General features: G+C 73.3%; 17 protein-coding genes. 8 read left to right on the forward strand and 9 right to left on the reverse strand.

The window, feature by feature from the left end; genetic code table 11:
* Positions 1–1332 (reverse strand): HAMP domain-containing protein (locus tag IO39_RS11075; protein WP_043620013.1); only part of this gene is annotated, 1332 nt, incomplete at its 3' end.
* A gap of 233 nt (positions 1333–1565) precedes the next feature.
* Between IO39_RS11075 and IO39_RS11080 the strand changes: the two genes are divergently transcribed.
* The 5 genes from IO39_RS11080 to IO39_RS11100 are packed head-to-tail and all read left to right on the forward strand — an operon-like array spanning position 1566 to position 6732.
* On the forward strand, positions 1566–3149 hold the full coding sequence (locus IO39_RS11080) for an ABC transporter substrate-binding protein (RefSeq protein WP_043620016.1): 1584 nt from the start codon (positions 1566–1568) through the stop codon (positions 3147–3149).
* Positions 3146–4123: an ABC transporter permease gene (locus tag IO39_RS11085; RefSeq protein WP_245641910.1), complete on the forward strand. Its 978-nt coding sequence runs from the start codon at positions 3146–3148 to the stop codon at positions 4121–4123. Before IO39_RS11080 ends, IO39_RS11085 begins: the two co-directional genes overlap by 4 nt.
* Entirely contained in the window at positions 4123–5004 is an 882-nt protein-coding gene (locus IO39_RS56700) for an ABC transporter permease (RefSeq protein WP_043620018.1), read from the forward strand. The genes IO39_RS11085 and IO39_RS56700 overlap by 1 nt, the downstream gene beginning before the upstream one ends.
* Positions 5001–6065 (forward strand): ABC transporter ATP-binding protein, encoded by a 1065-nt coding sequence (locus IO39_RS11095; protein WP_245641911.1) that lies wholly within the window; start codon positions 5001–5003, stop codon positions 6063–6065. The genes IO39_RS56700 and IO39_RS11095 overlap by 4 nt, the downstream gene beginning before the upstream one ends.
* On the forward strand, positions 6058–6732 hold the full coding sequence (locus IO39_RS11100; protein ID WP_052422735.1) for an ABC transporter ATP-binding protein: 675 nt from the start codon (positions 6058–6060) through the stop codon (positions 6730–6732). The genes IO39_RS11095 and IO39_RS11100 overlap by 8 nt, the downstream gene beginning before the upstream one ends.
* A 114-nt stretch (positions 6733–6846) precedes the next feature.
* Here the strand turns inward: IO39_RS11100 and IO39_RS11105 are convergent, their stop codons facing one another.
* The 3 genes from IO39_RS11105 to IO39_RS11115 all read right to left on the reverse strand — a co-directional run bounded on the left by IO39_RS11105 (position 6847) and on the right by IO39_RS11115 (position 9370).
* On the reverse strand, positions 6847–7212 hold the full coding sequence (locus IO39_RS11105; protein ID WP_043620020.1) for an STAS domain-containing protein: 366 nt from the start codon (positions 7210–7212) through the stop codon (positions 6847–6849).
* Positions 7213–7302: 90 nt separating this feature from the next.
* Complete coding sequence (locus IO39_RS11110) at positions 7303–8868, reverse strand: MFS transporter (protein WP_157548189.1); 1566 nt, start codon at positions 8866–8868, stop codon at positions 7303–7305.
* A gap of 181 nt (positions 8869–9049) precedes the next feature.
* Positions 9050–9370, reverse strand: coding sequence for an ArsR/SmtB family transcription factor (locus IO39_RS11115; RefSeq protein WP_043620022.1), 321 nt, complete (start codon positions 9368–9370; stop codon positions 9050–9052).
* Between the two features lie 100 nt (positions 9371–9470).
* Between IO39_RS11115 and IO39_RS11120 the strand changes: the two genes are divergently transcribed.
* Complete coding sequence (locus IO39_RS11120; RefSeq protein ID WP_043620024.1) at positions 9471–10472, forward strand: zinc-dependent alcohol dehydrogenase family protein; 1002 nt, start codon at positions 9471–9473, stop codon at positions 10470–10472.
* Positions 10473–10490: 18 nt separating this feature from the next.
* Here IO39_RS11120 and IO39_RS11125 read toward each other — a convergent pair whose 3' ends face one another.
* From IO39_RS11125 to IO39_RS11140, 4 genes are all read right to left on the reverse strand, one after another.
* A complete protein-coding gene (locus tag IO39_RS11125; protein WP_043620025.1) occupies positions 10491–11111 on the reverse strand; it encodes a TetR/AcrR family transcriptional regulator in 621 nt (206 codons plus the stop codon).
* Positions 11112–11272: 161 nt separating this feature from the next.
* Positions 11273–11716: a CBS domain-containing protein gene (locus tag IO39_RS11130; RefSeq protein WP_043620026.1), complete on the reverse strand. Its 444-nt coding sequence runs from the start codon at positions 11714–11716 to the stop codon at positions 11273–11275.
* Between the two features lie 186 nt (positions 11717–11902).
* Positions 11903–12565, reverse strand: a complete 663-nt coding sequence (locus IO39_RS11135; protein ID WP_211266977.1) for a potassium channel family protein — start codon at positions 12563–12565, stop codon at positions 11903–11905.
* The gene (locus IO39_RS11140) at positions 12558–13907 is read right to left on the reverse strand and encodes a TrkH family potassium uptake protein (RefSeq protein WP_043620027.1); all 1350 of its coding nucleotides are present in this window, start codon (positions 13905–13907) and stop codon (positions 12558–12560) included. Before IO39_RS11140 ends, IO39_RS11135 begins: the two co-directional genes overlap by 8 nt.
* A 213-nt stretch (positions 13908–14120) precedes the next feature.
* On the opposite strand from IO39_RS11140, the gene ybiA reads away from it, so the two are divergent.
* The gene (gene ybiA, locus IO39_RS11145; protein WP_342671411.1) at positions 14121–14555 is read left to right on the forward strand and encodes a riboflavin biosynthesis intermediates N-glycosidase; all 435 of its coding nucleotides are present in this window, start codon (positions 14121–14123) and stop codon (positions 14553–14555) included.
* A gap of 101 nt (positions 14556–14656) precedes the next feature.
* On the opposite strand, the gene IO39_RS11150 is transcribed toward ybiA, so the two are convergent.
* On the reverse strand, positions 14657–15202 hold the full coding sequence (locus tag IO39_RS11150) for an RNA 2'-phosphotransferase (protein WP_439331472.1): 546 nt from the start codon (positions 15200–15202) through the stop codon (positions 14657–14659).
* Positions 15203–15490: 288 nt separating this feature from the next.
* Here IO39_RS11150 and IO39_RS52480 point away from each other — a divergent pair, with 288 nt between their 5' ends.
* A complete protein-coding gene (locus IO39_RS52480) occupies positions 15491–18643 on the forward strand; it encodes an FAD-binding and (Fe-S)-binding domain-containing protein (RefSeq protein WP_063765251.1) in 3153 nt (1050 codons plus the stop codon).
* Positions 18644–18653 lie beyond the last annotated feature (10 nt).

Raw genomic sequence — 18653 nt, forward strand, 5'->3', positions numbered from 1 at the left:
GAGGTTGCCGGCCAGCTCGTTGACGTTCTCCGTCAGCCGCTTCCAGGTGCCCGACACGCCCTCGACCTCGGCCTGCCCGCCGAGCCTGCCCTCGCTGCCGACCTCCCTGGCCACCCTGGTCACCTCGGCGGCGAAGGAGGAGAGCTGGTCGACCATCGTGTTGATGGTGGTCTTCAGCTCCAGGATCTCGCCCCGGGCGTCCACGTCGATCTTGCGGGTCAGGTCGCCGCGGGCCACCGCCTGGCCCTCCGTGCCGACCTCGCGGGCCACCCGGGTCACCTCGTCGGCGAACGCGCTGAGCGTGTCGACCATCGTGTTGATCGTCTGCGCCAGTGCGGCCACCTCGCCCTTGGCCTCCACGGTGATCTTCTGCGACAGGTCGCCGCGCGCCACGGCGGTGGCCACCTGGGCGATGCTGCGCACCTGGTTGGTCAGGTTGGAGGCCATGACGTTGACGTTCTCCGTCAGGTCCTTCCAGGTGCCGGAGACGCCCCTGACCGTGGCCTGGCCGCCCAGGTTGCCCTCGGTGCCCACCTCGCGCGCCACCCGGGTCACCTCGTCGGCGAAGGAGGAGAGCTGGTCGACCATCGTGTTCAGGGTGTTCTTCAGCTCCAGGATCTCGCCCCGGGCCGAGACCGTGATGCTCTGCGACAGGTCGCCCCTGGCCACGGCCGTGGCCACCTGGGAGATGTTGCGCACCTGGTCGGTGAGGTTGCCGGCCATGAAGTTCACCGAGTCGGTCAGCGCCCGCCAGGTGCCGGCCACGCCCTTGACGTCGGCCTGGCCGCCCAGCCGCCCCTCGGTGCCCACCTCGCGCGCCACCCGGGTCACCTCGTCGGCGAAGGAGGAGAGCTGGTCGACCATCGTGTTGACGGTGTTCTTCAGCTCCAGGATCTCGCCGCGCGCGTGCACGGTGATCTTCTGTGACAGGTCGCCGCGCGCCACGGCCGTGGTGACCTGGGCGATGCTGCGCACCTGGTCGGTGAGGTTGCCCGCCATGGCGTTGACGGACTCGGTGAGGTCCTTCCAGGTGCCCGACACCGCCGGCACGTCGGCCTGGCCGCCCAGCCGCCCCTCGGTGCCGACCTCCCGCGCCACGCGCGTCACCTCGGAGGTGAACAGCGAGAGCTGGTCCACCATGCCGTTGAAGACCGAGGCGATCTCGCCGAGCAGCCCCTCGGCGTCGTCGGGCAGCCTGGTGCGGAAGTCGCCGTCCCTGACCGCCGTCAGCCCGGCCAGGAGCCGGCGCAGCTCGGGCTCCTCGCGGGCCTCACCGGCGCGTTTTCCGCGCGCGGACGATCGGGACACGCCGCCGACGGTGGGGTCGCTCATGACCTGGCCTCCGTACTCGCCCGGGCTTCCTCAGGTAGCGGAGAGATTAGCCGGATGTGCCCATGGTGCGCGCTAACCGCACGTTGTCATCTATCTATCACAGGACGTACACGAGGGGGCGGGCGAGATTTCGGGCGGTTCATGTGGGCGTTACCCGGGAGGCGCCATTCCGCCCACCGGCCCTTATTGCGAGATAGTTGCAATTGCATGATGCCAGCTTTAAGGTCGCCAGCATGAGGCGAAGAATGGCCCTCTTCGGGGCAATTGTCCTGGCGTTGAGCGCGTGTTCGGCTCCCACCCCGCCATCGGGAGCGGGCGCGCCCGCCACCGCGCGGGACACCGCCGCGCAGGACACCGCCGCGCAGGACACCGCCGTCCTGGGTCTCGGCTCGGAACCCGACTCGCTCAACCCGGTGCTCGGCTACGCGGTGGACGGCGGCTCGCTCATGTTCGACGGGCTCGTCCGGCGCACCCCCGACCTCAGGCTCGAACCGGCGCTGGCCGAGGCGCTGCCCGAGGTGAAGGGCGAGCAGGTGACGTTCACGCTGCGGCAGGGGGTCACGTTCCACGACGGCCGGCCGCTGACCGGCGCCGACGTCGTCTACACCTACGAGCAGGTGCTCGACTCCGCCAACAACTCCCCGGTCAGGGGCGACTACGCGGCCATCGAGAAGGTCGAGTCGCCCGGCCCGCGCACGGTCGTCTTCCACCTCAAGCATCCCTACGCGCCCATCCTGCAGCGCGCCACCCTCGGCATCGTCCCCGACAAGTCGGACCTCGCCGGGAACCCGGTCGGCACCGGGCCGTACGCCTTCGTCTCCTGGACCAAGGGCGACAAGATCACCCTCAGGGCCAACGACCGCTACTGGGGCCGGCCGCCGGCGATCAGGAACCTCGTGCTGGCGTACACGAGCGACGACAACGCGCGCGCGACCAGGATGGCGGCCGGCGAGTTCACCGCCACCGAGCTGCCGCCCAAGGCCGTGGCCCGGTTCAGGGAGCAGCCGGGCATGACCGTGTACGAGGTGGACAGCGCCGACTACCGGGGCGTCATGTTCCCCCTGGAGCAGCCGGTCACCGGCGACCCCGCCATCCGCAGGGCGCTCAGCCTGGCCATGGACCGGGAGGCCATGGTCTCGGCCATCCTGGCCGGCGCGGGCGCCCCCGCCTTCGGGCCGATCGCGCCCGGCACCGACTGGCACAACCCCGCCGTCACCGGCTCCGCCGCCCCCGACCGGGGCAAGGCCGCCGCCACGCTGGACGCGGCCGGCTGGAAGGCGGGCGCGGACGGCATCAGGGCCAAGGACGGCACCCCGGCCAGGTTCACGCTCATGTACCCGGCGGGCGACTCGCTGCGCAAGGAGCTGGCGCTGGCCGTGGCCTCCGACGCCAAGCAGGTCGGCATCGACGTGCGGCTCGCCGGGCTCGACTGGGACGCCATCGACCAGCGCATGTCCAAGGACGCCCTGATCATGGGCTACGGAACCCCGTACGACCCCGACTACACCAACTACGAGCTGTTCCACTCCTCCTTCGCCGGCCAGGGCTACCTCAACCCCGGCCGGTACCGGAACGCCGAGGCGGACCGGCTGCTGGAGGAGGGGCGCGGCACCACCGACCCGGCCGCGCGCAAGAAGGTCTACGACCGGCTCCAGCAGCGGCTGCACGACGACGCCGTCTGGCTGTACCTGGTCTTCCTCAAGCACACCTACGTCGTACGCGGCGACTGGACCGGCCTGACCCCCGGCGTCGAGGCCCACGAGCACGCCACCGGCGGCCTGCTCGGCACCGTCGTCAACTGGAAGGCCGCCGCGTGACCTGGGCGCGCATCGTGCTGTGGCGGCTGGCGTTCGCCGTGCCGCTGCTGCTGGCGGTGACGTTCGGGATGTTCGCGCTGGCCAAGGCGTCCCCGTTCGACCCCGTGCGGCAGTACCTCGGCGAGCGGGCCATGGTCACCGGCCCCGAGGTCATGGCGGAGATCAGGGCGAACTGGGGCCTGGACCGGCCGCTGCTGGAGCAGTACACGACCTGGCTCGGCAACCTGCTCACCGGCGAGCTGGGCGACTCCCGCTCGATGCGGCTGCCCGTCGCCCAGGTGATCGGCGAGCGGCTGGGCTGGACGCTGCTCGTCGTCGGCTGCGCGCTGGTCGTCATGCTGGCCGCCGGGCTGACCCTCGGCACGCTGGCCGCCTGGCGGCGCGACTCCTGGCTGGACCGCCTGGTCACCGGCACGGCCTTCACCAACGAGGCCGCGCCGGTGTTCTGGACCGGGCTGCTGGCGATCTGGGTGTTCTCCGTGACGCTCGGCTGGCTGCCCGCCGGCGGGCTCACCGACGCCGCCGCCACCACCGTCACGCTGCCCGACCTGGCCCGGCACATGGTGCTGCCGGTGCTGGTGCTGGCCTTCTCGCAGTCGTCGTGGCTGCTGCTGTTCGTGCGCGAGTCGGTGATCGGCGTGCTGCGCGAGGACTTCGTGACCGGGGCGCGGGCGCGCGGCCTGCGCGAACGCACCGTGCTGCTGCGGCACGCGCTGCGCTCGGCGCTGCTGCCGTTCATCACGATCATGGGGGCCCGGGTGCCCGAGCTGGTGACGGGGGCGATCCTGGTCGAGTCGGTGTTCTCCTGGCCCGGGGTGGCCGAGACCACGATCAAGGCGGCCCTGGCGGTGGACTTCCCGCTGCTGGCGGCGCTGACCCTGCTGGCCACGCTCGCCGTGGTGGCCGGGAACCTGCTGGCGGACCTGGCGTACACGGTGGCCGACCCGCGCGTACGCGTGCTCGGGGTGAGCTGATGACCCTCGAACGCTCCTCCAGGAGGCCACGGCGGGCCGGCGTGCGGCGGGCCGGCGTGCGGCGGCCCGGCCGCCACCGCCTGGCGCTGGTCACCGTGGTCGTGCTCGTGCTGGCCGTCGTCCTGGTGCCGCTGCTGGCCCGCCTCGACCAGCAGCTCGTGGACCTGCGCTCGGCCGGCCTGCCGCCGTCCCTCGCGCACCCCTTCGGCACCGACGAGGTCGGCAGGGACGTGCTGCTCCGCTCCATCTACGGGCTGCGCGTCTCCCTGCTGGTCGGCCTGGCCGCGGCCGTGGTCAGCGTGGTCGTCGGCGGGCTCGTCGGGCTCGCCGCGGGCGCGGCCGGCGGGCCGCTCGACCGGCTGCTGATGCGGGTCGTGGACGGCTTCAACGCGCTGCCGCACCTGCTGTTCGGCGTCTTCATCGTGGCCCTGTTCGCGCCCAGCGCCACCGCCGTGGTCGTGTCCGTGGCCGTCACCCACTGGACGACCGCCGCCCGCATCGTCCGCTCCGAGGTGTTGTCGCTGCGCGGCCGGCCCTTCGTGGACGCGGCCGTCTCCGGCGGCTCCGGCCGGCTGCGCATCGTGGTGCGCCACTTCCTGCCCAACCTCGCGCCGCACCTGCTGCTCGCCACCGTGCTGATGATCCCGCACGCCATCTGGCACGAGACCGCGCTCAGCTTCCTCGGCCTCGGGATGCCCCCGCACCTGGCCTCGCTCGGCAACATGATCAACGACGGGCAGCGGTCGCTGCTGGTGGGCGACTGGTGGTCCAGCCTCTTCCCCGGGCTGCTCATCCTGGTGCCGACGCTGGCGGTGTCGTCGCTGGCCCAGCACGTACGCGACCGCGCCAACCCGCGCTGGAGATCGGAGCTCAACCTGTGAAGCTGCGTGTGGACGGCCTGTCGGTACGCTTCCACCTCCCCGGCGCCGACGTGCACGCCGTCACCGACGCCCGCTTCGAGCTGCGCGAGGGACGCTGCCTGGCGCTGGTGGGGGAGTCGGGGTGCGGCAAGTCCGTGATGGCCCACGCCCTGCTCGGCCTGCTGCCGGGCAACGCCACCGTCACCGGGCACGCCCGGCTCGACGACCTGCCGGGCGGCGGCTCCCTCGACCTGGTGACCGCGCCGGAGAAGGTGCTCGCCCGGCAGGTCCGCGGCCGCCTCATCGGGCTCGTCCCGCAGAGCCCCGCCGCCCACCTCACCCCCGTGCGCACCGCCCGCTCCCAGATCGCCGAGACGCTGCGGGAGCTCGGCCGCACCGGCGAGAGCGCCGACACCCTCGCCGAACGCGCCGGCCTGAGCCCCCGGGACCTGGACCGCTACCCGCACCAGCTCTCCGGCGGCATGGCGCAGCGCGTCGCCAACGCCCTCGCCCTGGCCGGCGACCCGCCGCTGATCCTGGCCGACGAACCCACCACCGGCCTGGACCGGCCCCTCGTGGACGCGACCATGGCCGAGCTGCGCCGCCTGTGCGACGAGGGGCGCGCGGTGCTGGTCATCACGCACGACCTGCGCGCCGCCGAGCGGGTGGCCGACGAGATCGCGGTCATGTACGCCAGCCGCATCGTCGAGCTGTCACCGGCGGAGCCGTTCTTCTCGGGGCCGCGGCACCCGTACGCCCGGGGGCTGCTGGACGCGCTGCCGTCGCGGCGGTTCGTCCCGATCCCCGGGCAGCCGCCCGAGCTCACCCGGCTCCCGGACGGCTGCGCCTTCCTGCCGCGCTGCTCCTCGGCGACCTCCGCCTGCGAGCGCCAACCACCCCTGCACGCCGGCCCCGCCGTGAACGGGCAGGTCGTGAACGGGCAGTTCGTGGAGGGGCAGTTCGTGGAGGGGCAGTTCGTGGAGGGGCAGCCGGTCGTGGGCGGGCAGCCGGCCCTGGACGGGCAGGCGGCCGGGAACGGGCAGACGTCCATGAGTCGGAAGGTGGCCTGTCACCATGCTTGAGGCCCGCGACATCACGCTCTCCTTCGGCCGGCACCGGGTGCTCGACGGGGTCTCGCTGTCGCTGCGGCCGGGGGAGGTGCTGGGCCTGGCCGGGCCCAGCGGCTGCGGCAAGTCGACGCTCGCCCGCGTGCTGGCCCTGCTGCTGCGCCCCTCGTCGGGCACGGTCAGCGTGGACGGCACGGTGGTGAAGGGGTGGCGGCACCGGGCGCCGCAGCGTACCGCGATCGGCCTGATCTTCCAGCAGCCCCGGCTCGCCGTCGATCCCCGCTTCACCCTCCTGGACGTGATCGCCGAGCCCCTGCGCGCGGCCCGGCGGCCCCTGGACCGGGCCCACGAGCTGGCCGAGGAACTGGGGCTGACGCCCGAGCTGTTCGGCCGCCGCCCGCACGAGGTGTCGGACGGGCAGTTGCAGCGGGCGTGCGTGGCGCGGGCGCTGGTGCTGGAGCCCCGCTACCTGATCTGCGACGAGATGACCACGATGCTGGACGCCTCGACGCAGGCGCACCTGGTGGGCCGGATCGAGGCGTACCGGGAGCGTACGGGGGCGGGGGTGCTGGCGGTCAGCCACGACGCGGAGCTGCTGCACCGCTGGTCGGACGGCAACGTCCGCGACTGGAACCCCGCCCCGGCGCCGGCCAGGAACGCTGACCCGGCTCCCGCGTCCTGAACCCACCCGCCCCGAGCTCTGACCCGGCTCCCGCGTCTTGAACCCGGCCCGGCATCCGGCCCCCGGCGGAAACGCCGGCCGGGTCATGGGGCGGGGTGCGGGTGCCCGGCGCCGTCAGAGGGACGGGCCCGCGGAGGTCAGGGCGGCCGCGATGGCGTCATCGACGCTGGTGTGCACCGGTATGTGCGCCACCACGCCGGTGATCTCGAAGAGCCGGGCCGGCAGGGGCTGCACGCCCGCCAGGCGGACCGCGCCCCCGCGCTTGATGCAGTCGGTGGCGCACGACAGCAGGACGTGCAGGCCGGAGCTGTCCATGAACGGCACCCCCGAAAGGTCGAACACCAGTCGTTCCGGCGAATCTCTCCGGACACCGCGGAGATAGTTCTCGAAATCGGCTCGATTCGTGGCGTCCATCTCACCGTCAACGGCGACCACGGTCACCCCGCGCAGGTGCTGGTGGCCCAGCGTCAATGGCGGCATCTACGGGTTCACCGCTTTCGCCGGCAGAACTTGACCATCAATGAAGGATAGACCGCCCGAGTCGTCGGCGATATCCCGGTTTTGCGCCAGTCAGTGGCCGTGCCCGTGCCCGTGGCCGACGAAGGACGCGGCGGGCTTGCCCGGGGGCACCAGCCCGAGCGCGATCACTCCCGCCACCCCCGCCGTCACGGCGCACACCGTGAACCCGGCCACGAACCCTCCGGCGTCGCCCGCCGCGCCCGGGGCGAGGCCGGCCGCGGCGACGGTGGAGACGACGGCCACCCCGATCGAGCCGCCGAGCTCGTGGAAGGTGCTGATGACGCCGGAGGCGACGCCGTTCTCGCCGGGCGGGACGTTGGCCATGGTCGTCGTGGTGGCCGTGACGAACAGCGGGCCGATGCCCAGCGCGGCCAGCACGAAGCCGGGCAGCAGCGTCGTGTACGCGCTCGCGTCCGGCGAGATCCGCGTCATCAGCGCCGCTCCCGCCGCCGTCACCAGGAACGCGCCCACCGCCACCGGCCGTCCGCCCAGCCGGCCGATGAGGTGCCCGCCGAGCTGCGCGCCGGCCGTGATGGCGACGGCCGCGGGCAGGAAGAGCAGCCCGGTCTCCAGGGCGCTGAAGCCGAGCGTGTGCTGCAGGTAGAGCGTGCTGAGGAAGAACAGGCCCAGCATCAGGCCGGTCGCCACCAGCATGACGAACGTCCCCGAGAGCACCGGCCGCCGGGCGAGGGTCTCGGCGCGCATGAGCGGCGACCGTACGGAGCGCTCGATCACCACGAACGCCGCGTACAGCAGCGCCGCGCCGGCCAGCGGCAGCAGCGTGCCCGCGGACGCCCATCCGGCGTCGCCCGCCGTGACCAGGCCGTAGATCAGCAGCGCCGTCGCCATGGTGACGACCAGCGCCCCCGGCACGTCCACCCGCTTCCGCCCCTCCGGGACCCGGACCGACGGGCCGTGGCCCGGCGGGACGTGCCCGGCCGTGGTCCCGGTTCCAGTCCCGGTCCCGGTCCCGGCGACCGAGGTTGCGGCGGCGGCCGGGAGCACGGCGGGCACGAGGGCCAGCACCGCGAGCCCGATCGGCACGTTGATGGAGAAGATCCAGGCCCATCCCGGGCCCGCGGTCAGCAGGCCGCCGACGAGCACGCCCAGGGCCGCCCCCGTGCCGCCGATGGCCGCCCACACGCCGAGCGCGCGGGTGCGGCGCGCTCCCCGGAAGACGGTGGTGATGACGGCCAGCGCCGCGGGGGAGAGCAGCGCCGCGCCGACCCCCTGCAACGCCCGCCCCGCGATCAGTACGGCGCCGCTCCCGGCCAGCCCGCACACCAGCGACGCCGCCGTGAACAGCCCCAGCCCGGCCAGCAGCACCCCACGGGCGCCGAACGCGTCCGCCAGCCGCCCGCCGAGCACCATGAGCCCGCCGAAGCAGAGCGTGTACGTGGTCACCACCCAGGTCAGCGCCTCCCGCCCGAGCGCCAGGTCGGCGCCGATGGAGGGCAGGGCGACCTGGACCACGGTGATGTCGACGATCAACATGAACTGCGCCAGGCAGAGCAGCACCAGCACGCTCCACCCGCCGCTACTTCCCGGCCCCGTGTCGTGCCCCGTGTCGTGCCCCATGTCATGCGCTGTGCCGTGAGTCGTGTCGTGAGAACTCATCCGCAACTCCTTAACTCGAACATCGGTGTTCAAGTTAGCACGCAGAACGGTACCCCGGTACGGTTCAGGCGGAAACAACGCCTCCCGAACCTGATGGAGATCGGGGGAGGCGGGGCCGGGCGATCGCCGGAGGGTGGTCGCGAGGTCCTTCCGGGGCCGGTCGCGGGCCGGCCCGGGGTGGTTACGCGTCCCGTTCGGCGGCGATGAGGGCGTCGAGCAGTCCGGGGAAGACCTCGTCGAACTCGTCACGGCGCAGCGTGTTCATGCGCGAGGTGCCCACGTAGTGCTGCCGGATGAGTCCGGCCTCGCGCAGGACCCGGAAGTGGTGCGTGGCCGTGGACTTGCTCACGGCGATGTCGAACGCCCCGCAGGCGATGTCGGCGGCCGAGCGGAAGAGCTGCCTGACGATGCTGCGCCGGACCGGGTCGACGAGCGCTTCGAGGACCTGCTGAAGGGTGATCGTCCGCACGTCGGGATGCTCTGGGGCGCGATCGGTGCTCATGACTCCATAGTACGACGGTTGTCGAAGTTTGACAGTGATCGTACCAAGGGTCTATGAATGGGGCACTGCTCCTCGGACGGAGATCGGAAAGGACGACGTGATGACCACCAAAGCGGTGCTGTTCCGCGAGCTCGGCGGGCCCGACGTCATGCGGTTGGAGGACGTGCCCGTCGGCGAACCGGGGCCGGGCGAGGCGCGCATCCGCGTGGACGCGATCGGCCTGAACCGGGCCGAGGTGCTCTTCCGCACCGGGCAGTACATCGAGCCGGTCAGGCGGTTCCCGGCCAGGCTCGGCACCGAGGCGGCCGGCGTGGTCGAGGCGGTGGGCGACGGCGTCACCGGGCTGAGGCCGGGAGACCCGGTCAGCACCATCCCCGCGTTCTCCCAGAACGACTACGGCGTGTACGCCGAACGGGCGATCGTGCCCGCGTCGCTGCTGGTGCCGCGCCCCGAGGGTCTGGGCGCGGTCGAGGGGGCGGCGGTGTGGATGCCGTACATCACGGCCTACGGGGGGCTGGTGGAGGTCGGCGGGATGCGGCCGGGGGACACCGTCGTGCTGAACGCGGCCTCCAGCAGCGTGGGCCTGGCCGCCATCCACGTCGCCGAGCGGATCGGCGCCACGCCCATCGCCGTCACCCGCACCGCCGCCAAGAAGGAGGCGCTGCTGAAGGAGGGCGCGGCGGAGGTGATCGTGAGCGAGTCGGAGGACGTGGCCGGGCGCGTGCTCGCCGCCACCGGCGGGCGGGGCGCCGAGTACGTCTTCGACGCCGTCGCGGGTCCGGGTGTGACCGACCTGGCCAGGGCGGTCGCCGACGACGGCACGCTGATGCTGTACGGGGCGCTGAGCGGCCAGGCGACGCCCTATCCCGGGTTCGAGCTCGGCATGCCCGCGCTGAACGTGCGCACGTACACGATGCTCGAGACGGCCAGGCGGCCCGAGCGGCTGCGCAGGGCGGTCGCGTTCGTCCTGTCCGGGCTGCGCTCGGGCGCCTTCCGGCCCGTGGTGGACCGCACGTTCGACCTGGGCGACATCGTGGACGCCCACCGCTACCTGGAGTCGAACGCCCAGACCGGCAAGATCGTGACGACTGTCGCGCACTGACCAGGGGTTTGGGGCCCGTCAGGGCGTGGCGGGGTCTTCGGCGGCGGGCCGGGGGTGGAGCAGCGACAACATCGTCTTGGTCAGCACCCGCTCGACCTCCTCGGCCTCCAGCCGCCCCGCCTCCCGCTCCTGGGCGGCGCTGTGGATGATCGAGAAGAACGCGGTCACCAGCCACGGCAGCGGCAGGTCGGTACGGAAGTCGCCGTCGCGCTGCCCCCGCGCGATGAGCCGTTCGACCCGCCGCAGCGGGCGCTCGTGGTGCTCCCTGATCCGCTCGGTGGCCAGGACCCGGTCGGCGGCCAGGAACAGCCGCCGGTGCCGGTCGAGGATCTCCCAGGCCGACCGCAGCAGCTCGGCGATCGCCTCGGGCGCGGGCGCCGTGTCGATCGCCTCGTCCTCCAGCACGGCGTCCGCCAGCTCCACCGCGTGGTCGAGCACGGCGTCCACCAGCGCCTCGCGGGAGGGGAAATGCCCGTAGAGGGTGACCCGCCCGACCCCGGCCGCCTTGGCGATGTCGGCCACGCTGGCCGCCGGGTCGGCGCTGAGCAGCCGGGTGCCGGCCTCCAGGATCGCGGCGATGTTGCGCTCGGCGTCCGCGCGCCGGGAGGGTACGGGCTGTCGTGCCGCGGTCCTGACCATGGCACCAGCCTACGACGCCCGCCCCGTCCCGCCGGGACAGGCCCGCCGACACGCTGACCGCACCCCACAGCCGGGCCGGGTCACGGGGCGAGGTGGCGCGGGTGAAGTCGTGGGGGCGGGGTCGCGGGGCGAGGTGGCGCGGGTAGGGGGCGGGGCGCGGGTCAGGGGAGCAGGGCGTGGTCGAGCAGGGACTGGAGGGTGACGGCGCCGAGCAGCCGCCCCTGGTCCATCACCGCCACCAGCGGACTGCGCGTACGCGCCATCAGCGCCGCCAGCTCCAGCACCGTCGCCTGGGCGTCGGTCACCGGCAGCTCGCGCGGCTGCTCCGGCAGGGACTCGCGGACGGTCCTGCCCCCGAGCCGCCGCAGGAACCCGTCGGCGTGGGCCTCGTCCACCACCCGGGCCAGCGCCGGATCGTCCTGGCAGTACGCGGGCACGGCCAGCCGCAGCACCTGGGTGCCGGGCAGGATGCTGAGCGGCCGGCCGTCGTCGCCGATCAGGATGAGGCCCGGCAGGTCCTGGTCGGCCAGGAGCCTGGCCGCCTCCAGCGCCGGAGTGTCCAGCGTGACCGTCGGGAATTCGACGGCGAGATCGCGTGCGCGCATCAATGGCCTCCGCGTCCCAGCGTAGCCAACGGCCACCCCGGCCGGCCGCCGCGTAGCCAACGGCCACCCGGCCGGCCGCCGCGTAGCCAACGGCCACCCTGGCCGGCCGCCGCGTAGCCAACGGCCACCCTGGCCGGCCGCCGCCTCCCGGCGTAGCCAGCAGGCACCCCAGCCGGCCGCCGCGTGTCACGGCAGTTCGGCGAAGCGCTCCACCTGCTCGGTGCGGCCCGAGACCAGCACGATGTCACCGTACGACAGCTCGGTCTCCGCCGTCGCGTACGTGAACTCCTCGCCCGGCGGCTTCACGGCCACGATCGTGACGCCGTACTTGCGGCGCAGATTGGAGCGGCCGAGGGGGATGCCGACGTATTCCTTCGGCGGGCTGGTCTTGGCCAGCGCGAAGTTCTCGTCCACCTGCATGTAGTCCAGCATGCGGCCGCTGACCAGGTGGGCCACCCGCTCGCCCATGTCGTGCTCGGGGAAGACGACGTGGTGGGCGCCGATGCGGTCGAGGATGCGGCCGTGCTGGGTGCTGATCGCCTTGGCCCAGATGTCGTTGATCTCCAGCTCGGCCAGCAGTGAGGTGACCAGGATGCTGGCCTCGATGTCGCCGCCGATGGCGACCACCGCCTGGTAGAAGTCGGGCACGCCGAGCTGGCGCAGCGCCTCCATGTCGGTGGCGTCGGCGGTGGCGATCTGGGTGATCTGCCCCGCCAGGCTCTGGGTGATCTTGGGCCGGTTGTCGATGGCCAGGACCTCGGTGCCGCGCCGGGTGAGCTCCAGCGCCAGTGACGTGCCGAACCTGCCCAGGCCGATGACGACCACCGGGTCGCCCTTGTACTCAGCCAACGATGACACGCTCCTCGGGTAGCTCGTAGTGCCGGGCGCGCCTGTTGAGGGCCAGCGCGGAGCCCAGGGTGAGGGGACCGATCCTGCCGATGAACATGAGCGCGACCAGCAGCAGGTGACCGGCCACGCCGAGCTGGGCGGTGATGCCCGTGGACAGGCCCGCCGTGCCGAACGCCGCGACCACCTCGAACAGCACCTGGTCCAGACTGTACGGCGTGAGGGCGAGCAGCACGTACGTGGCGACGCCCACGATCACCACCCCCAGCGCCGTGATCGTCACCGCCTGGCGCTGTGCGGTGTCCGGCAGGCGGCGGTGGCCGATGTTCACCCGGCTCTCGCCGCGCAACTCGGCCCACACGACGAACACCAGCAGCCCGACCGTGGTCACCTTGATGCCGCCCGCCGTGCCCGCGCTGCCCCCGCCGATGAACATCAGCAGATCCGTGGTCAGCCAGCTCGACGGGTACATCTGGGAGACGTCGAGGGTGTTGAACCCGGCCGAACGCGGCATGACGGCGGCGAAGAAGGCGGCCAGCACCTTGCCGGGCTCGTCGAGCGGCCCGAGCGTCCTGGGGTTGCGCCACTCGATCGTCAGGAACGCCAGGGTGCCGAGCAGCAGCAGGATCGCGGTCACACCGACCGTGATCTTCGTCAGGATGGTCCACCTGCCCGGACGCCGCCAGGAGCGGGCCAGCTCGAACACCACGGGGAAGCCGAGGCCGCTGACGACGCTGGCGATCGCGACCGTCAGGCAGATCCACCCGTCGGACACGAACCGCACGAGACTGTCGGGCCAGAGCGCGAACCCGGCGTCGTTGAAAGCGCTGATCGCGTGAAAGACGCCCAGGTAGACCGCCCGCCCGAACGGCTCGTCGTAGCCGGTCACGAAGCGGGCGGTGAGCACGACGGCGGCGACGGCCTCGCACACCAGGCTGAACACGATCACCTTGCGGAGCACGTGGCGCACGTCGCTCATGCTCGGCGTCTTGGTCTCCGCCTGCGCCACGATCCTGGCCCGCAGACCTAACCGGCCGGACACGAGCAGGGTGAACACGGTCGCCATCGTCATGATCCCCAGGCCGCCCACCTGGACCAGCCCGGCGATCACCACCTCGCCGAACACCGACCAGTGCGACGCGGTGTCCACGAGCGCCAGCCCCGTCACGCACACGGCGGAGGTCGCGGTGAACAGCGCGGCCACCCAGCCCGCCGGCTCGCCCGTGGTCGTGGCGATCGGCAGCGAGAGCAGGGCCGTGCCGGCCGCGACGGCCAGGCCGAACGCCGCCACCACGACCTGGGCCGGATGCCGGAAACGGGCGGTGAACGGCGTCAGGGCGCCCATGAGCGCGCCACACCCTCACGCCAACGGCAACAGCGACGGCCACGCATCGCGAACGCCTCCCCCGAGCATCCAACCGGCAGTCCACCTCTTTGCCGACCAGGCTTCCCGGCGTACCGCGCACTACCGTAACAGGCCCCATGAGCGCGGCGGCACCTCCACCTCCATGACGGGAAAACCACGCGTTCTTGACGCCCGCGTGCCCTCGCGCCGCTGGTGGAACGGCGTACGTCCGGGACCGGCGGCGCCGGGCGCGACGCCGGGCGACGCGGCAGGCCGCTCACGGACGACCCGCCGCCCGCGGCCGGGCATCCCGGCCGGGCCAAGGAGCTCGGCCGTGGCGTGCGCGGCTTCGACCAGGCGACGTGGGAGTCACACCGCTTCGACATCGTCGTACGCGGCAACGCCGCCAAGTTCGGGCAGCACCCCGAGCTGGCCGGCTACCTGCTCGGCACCGCCCGCCGGGTCCTGGTGGAGGCGAGCCCCGTGGACCGGGTGTGGGGCATCGGGCTGGCCGCCGACGACGACCGCGCCGCCTCACCGGCCGGCTGGAAGGGCCTCAACCTGCTCGGCTTCGCCCTCATGGCCGCCCGCGACCTCCTCACCCGGCGCCCGCCGGCAGGCCCCGTTCAGGACGGGAACCGCGGGTAGTCCGGCGGGCAGGCTCTGCTCAGGACGGGAACCGCGGGTAGTCCGGCGGGCAGGCCCCGTTCAGGGCGGGAACCGCGGGTAGTCCGGCGGGCAGGCCCCGTTCAGAACGGGAACCGCAGGTAGTCCGGTGGCACGTGGTCCGTCAGCCAGACACCGTTCGCGCTGCGCAGAAACGCGTGCCCGTCGGCGTGCATCGCCCCCGACGCCACCACCAGCACCACCGGCACGCCCCGCCGTGCCCCCACCCGCATGGCCGTCTCACGGTCAGGTGACAGGTGCACGTGGTGCCGGCTCATCGGCCGCAGGCCCTCGCGCCTGATCGCCGCCACGAACCGCCCCACGGTGCCGTGGTAGAGCACCTCGGGCGGCTCCAGGGCGGTCAGGCCGAGGTCCACCGGCACCGAATGCCCCTGGTCGGCCCGGATCCGCCCGCCGTCGATCGTGTACCGGCGCTTGTCGTTGACCGCGACGACCTTCCGCAGCTCCTCGGCCGTGATCGGGAACCCGTGCGTGGCCGCGGCCCGCAACAACTCTTCCACCTCCACCCAGCCGCCCGCGTCGAGGGCGAGCCCGATGCGCTGCGGGTCGTGCCGCAGATGCCGGGCGAGGTATTTGGATACGCGGATCATCCGCCTTTCGTCCATCATCTGCCATGCTGCCGCCCCGCGTCCCCCCGCCGCCAGCCGATTTCCCCGGTGCGGCACGGCGTGGCGGTGCTCAGGCAAGGGGCGGTGCTCAGGCAAGGGGCGGGACGTTCGCCCAGGCCGGCGGTGGTTCGCACAGGCGTGTCCACTCCGGGGGAGGGGACGTTCTGGCGCCGACGATGCCGCCCACGATCGCGCAGGTCGTGTCGATGTCCCGCCCGGCCGCCGCTTTGGGTGGGGTTTGGGGTGGGGTTGGGGCTCGGGTGGGGTGGCAGGGGTAAGGGCGGGAGCATGGACAGCCTGGTCACCACGCCCGTCACGGGCACGCCTCCGTCCCGCGAGATCGACGTCGAGACGTTGCGCCTGCGCCTGGAGGAGGCCGTGGACGGGGAGGTGCGGTTCGACGCGGGCAGCCGCGCCGCCTACGCCACCGACGCCTCCAACTACCGGCAGGTCCCGATCGGCGTCGTGGTGCCGCGCGACCTCGACGCCGGGGTGGCGGCGGTGGCCGTGTGCCGGGCCAGGGACGTGCCGACGCTGTCGCGGGGCGGCGGCACCAGCCTGGCCGGGCAGTGCTGCAACGTGGCCGTGGTGATCGACTGGTCCAAGTACTGCGGGCGGGTCGAGTCCGTGGACGTGGCGCGGCGGCGGGTCGTCGTGCAGGCGGGCGCGGTGCTGGACGCCGTCGATCACGTGCTGGCGCGGGACGGGCTGATGGTCGGGCCCAAGCCGTCCAGCCATCCGGCCTGCACCATCGGCGGCATGATCGGCAACGACTCGTGCGGGGCGTCGGCGCAGGCGTACGGGAAGATGGCGGACTCCGTGCTGCGGCTGGAGATCCTCACCTACGACGGCGTGCGCGCGTGGGTCGGGCCGACCAGCGCGGAGGAGTACGCCCGCATCCAGGCCGGCGGCGGGCGGCTCGCCGAGATCTACCGGCAGCTCCGCGAGCTGCGCGACGAGACCATGGAGCTGGTACGCACCCGCTTCCCCCGCCTGGAACGCCGCGTGTCCGGCTACAACCTCGACCAGCTCCTGCCTGAGAACGGCTTCAACGTGGCCCGCGCCCTGGTCGGCAGCGAGGGCACGCTCGTGCACGTGCTGCGCGCCGAGCTGGCCGTGGTGCCGCGACCGGCCGCCAGGGCGCTGGCCGTGCTCGGGTACGACGACATCTTCACCGCCGCCGACGCCGTGCCCGCCGTGGCCGCGCACCGGCCGCTGGCGCTGGAGGCCATGGACGAGACGATGTACCGGCTGGCCCGCGCCGAGCGGCCGCACGACCCGGCGCTGCGCGACCTGCCGGCGGGGGCGGGATGGCTGCTGGTGCAGTTCGGCGGTGACACGCCCGAGGAGGCGCGCGAGCGGGCCGAGACCATGATGCGCGACATGACGCGCAGGGGCGCCAGAGCCTCCGGCGACGGCAGCCGCCTCGTCCATGGCGACGGTGTCCGTGGCGACGGTGTCCGTGGCGGCGGTGTCGGTGGCGGCGGTGTCGGTGGCGGCGGTGTCGGTGGCGGCGGTGTCCGTGGCGGTGAGGTCCGTGGCGGTGAGGTCCGTGGCGGTGAGGTCCACGCGCCCGCTGACCGCGAGGGCGCCGGTGGCCGGGCCGGGGTGCCGGTGCCGACGCACGCGTTCCTGGGCGATCCGGTCAGGGAGGACCAGCTCTGGCGGCTGCGGGAGTCGGGGCTGGGCGTGGAGGCGTACCCGCCGACCGGGAAGCAGACCTACGAGGGCTGGTCGGACGCGGCCGTCCCGCCCGAGCGGCTGGGCGCGTACCTGCGGGACTACGACCGGCTGCGGCGCCGCCACGGCTACGCCCACTCGGCCCTGTACGGCCACTTCGGCCAGGGCTGCGTGCACGGCAGGCTCCCGCTCGACCTGCACACCGACGACGGGATCGCCGCGTACCGGAGGTTCGCCCAGGAGGCCGCCGACCTGGTCGCCTCCTATGGCGGGTCGTTGTCGGGCGAGCACGGCGACGGGCAGGCGCTGGCCGAGCTGCTGCCGCGCATGTTCGGCGAGGCCGTGGTCGAGGCGTTCGGCCGGTTCAAGGCCGTCTTCGATCCGCGCGACCGCATGAACCCCGGCAAGGTCGTGCACCCCAACCGCCTGGACCAGGACCTCACCCAGCGGCACTTCTACCCGCTGGAGCCCCGGCACACGTTCTTCGGCTATCCGCAGGACCACGGCCGGTTCGGGCACGCCGCCACCCGCTGCGTCGGGACGGGCAAGTGCCGCAAGCACACGTTCGAGGGCGGCGTGATGTGCCCCAGCTACCGGGTCACCCGGGAGGAGGAGCACTCCACGCGGGGCCGGGCCCGGCTGCTGGAGGAGATGGTGCGCGGCGACGTGATCGCCGACGGCTGGCGCTCCACCGCCGTGCGCGACGCGCTGGACCTGTGCCTGGCGTGCAAGGGCTGCCGCGCCGAGTGCCCGGTGAACGTGGACATGGCCACGTACAAGGCCGAGTTCCTCGCCCACCACTACCGGGGCCGGCCGCGGCCGGTCGCGCACTACTCGATGGGCTGGCTGCCGCTGTGGGCGGCGCTCGCCTCGGCGGCCCCCGGCACGGTGAACGCCCTCACGCACCTGCCGGGCCTGTCGCGGCTGGTCAAGGCCGCCGCCGGGATCGCGGGCCAGCGGGAGCTGCCGAGGTTCGCCAAGGAGCGGTTCACCGACTGGTTCAGGCGGCGCGGCACGGTGGGGCCGGGCACGCGCGGGCGGGTGGTGTTGTGGGCCGACACCTTCACCAACAACTTCGACGCCCACGTGGGGCGGGCGGCGGTGCACGTGCTGGAGGCGGCCGGGTTCGAGGTGCTCGTCCCGCCGGTGACGCTGTGCTGCGGGCTGACCTGGATCTCCACGGGGCAGCTCGGCGTCGCCCGGCGGGTGCTGGCGCGCAGCGTGCGGGCGCTGCTGCCGTGGGCCGAGTCGGGCGTGCCGGTGGTGGGGCTGGAGCCGAGCTGCACCGCCGTGTTCCGCTCCGACGGGCCCGAGCTGATCAACACGGCCCAGGCGCGGCTGGTGTCGGAGCGCACGCTGACGCTGGCCGAGCTGCTGGAGGAGCGCGCGCCCGACTGGCGGGCCGGCCGGGCCGGCGGGTCGGCGCTGGCGCAGGTGCACTGCCACCAGAGCGCCATCATGGGGTACGACGCCGACCGGGCCGTGCTGGAGCGGTTCGGCGTGCGGACGCGGGTGCTCGACACCGGGTGCTGCGGGCAGGCCGGGAACTTCGGGTTCGAGCGGGACCACTACGACGTGTCGGTGGCGTGCGCCGAGGAGGGCCTGTGGCCCGCGCTGCGCGCCGCGGACCCGGACGAGACGGTCCTCGCCGACGGCTTCTCCTGCCGCGCCCAGATCGCCGCCTCCGGCACCGGCCGCCAGGGCCGCCACCTGGCCGAGCTCCTCGCCGCCGCCCTCACCCGCCCGTCACACGAACCCTAGACCCCGCCGC

The organism is Nonomuraea candida, assembly GCF_000725485.1.
In the GTDB taxonomy this organism is placed as follows: Bacteria; Actinomycetota; Actinomycetes; order Streptosporangiales; family Streptosporangiaceae; genus Nonomuraea; species Nonomuraea candida.

What these genes read in the sequence shown, in the direction of transcription:
- IO39_RS52480 (WP_063765251.1), top strand. Translation starts at nt 15,491, where the DNA reads ATGGACAGCCTGGTCACCACGCCCGTCACGGGCACGCCTCCGTCCCGC.
- IO39_RS11140 (WP_043620027.1), bottom strand. Translation starts at nt 13,907, where the DNA reads ATGGGCGCCCTGACGCCGTTCACCGCCCGTTTCCGGCATCCGGCCCAG.
- IO39_RS11110 (WP_157548189.1), bottom strand. Translation starts at nt 8,868, where the DNA reads ATGAGTTCTCACGACACGACTCACGGCACAGCGCATGACATGGGGCAC.
- IO39_RS11150 (WP_439331472.1), bottom strand. Translation starts at nt 15,202, where the DNA reads ATGATGGACGAAAGGCGGATGATCCGCGTATCCAAATACCTCGCCCGG.
- IO39_RS11080 (WP_043620016.1), top strand. Translation starts at nt 1,566, where the DNA reads ATGAGGCGAAGAATGGCCCTCTTCGGGGCAATTGTCCTGGCGTTGAGC.
- IO39_RS11130 (WP_043620026.1), bottom strand. Translation starts at nt 11,716, where the DNA reads ATGCGCGCACGCGATCTCGCCGTCGAATTCCCGACGGTCACGCTGGAC.
- IO39_RS56700 (WP_043620018.1), top strand. Translation starts at nt 4,123, where the DNA reads ATGACCCTCGAACGCTCCTCCAGGAGGCCACGGCGGGCCGGCGTGCGG.
- IO39_RS11105 (WP_043620020.1), bottom strand. Translation starts at nt 7,212, where the DNA reads ATGCCGCCATTGACGCTGGGCCACCAGCACCTGCGCGGGGTGACCGTG.
- IO39_RS11115 (WP_043620022.1), bottom strand. Translation starts at nt 9,370, where the DNA reads ATGAGCACCGATCGCGCCCCAGAGCATCCCGACGTGCGGACGATCACC.
- IO39_RS11125 (WP_043620025.1), bottom strand. Translation starts at nt 11,111, where the DNA reads ATGGTCAGGACCGCGGCACGACAGCCCGTACCCTCCCGGCGCGCGGAC.
- IO39_RS11100 (WP_052422735.1), top strand. Translation starts at nt 6,058, where the DNA reads ATGCTTGAGGCCCGCGACATCACGCTCTCCTTCGGCCGGCACCGGGTG.
- IO39_RS11120 (WP_043620024.1), top strand. Translation starts at nt 9,471, where the DNA reads ATGACCACCAAAGCGGTGCTGTTCCGCGAGCTCGGCGGGCCCGACGTC.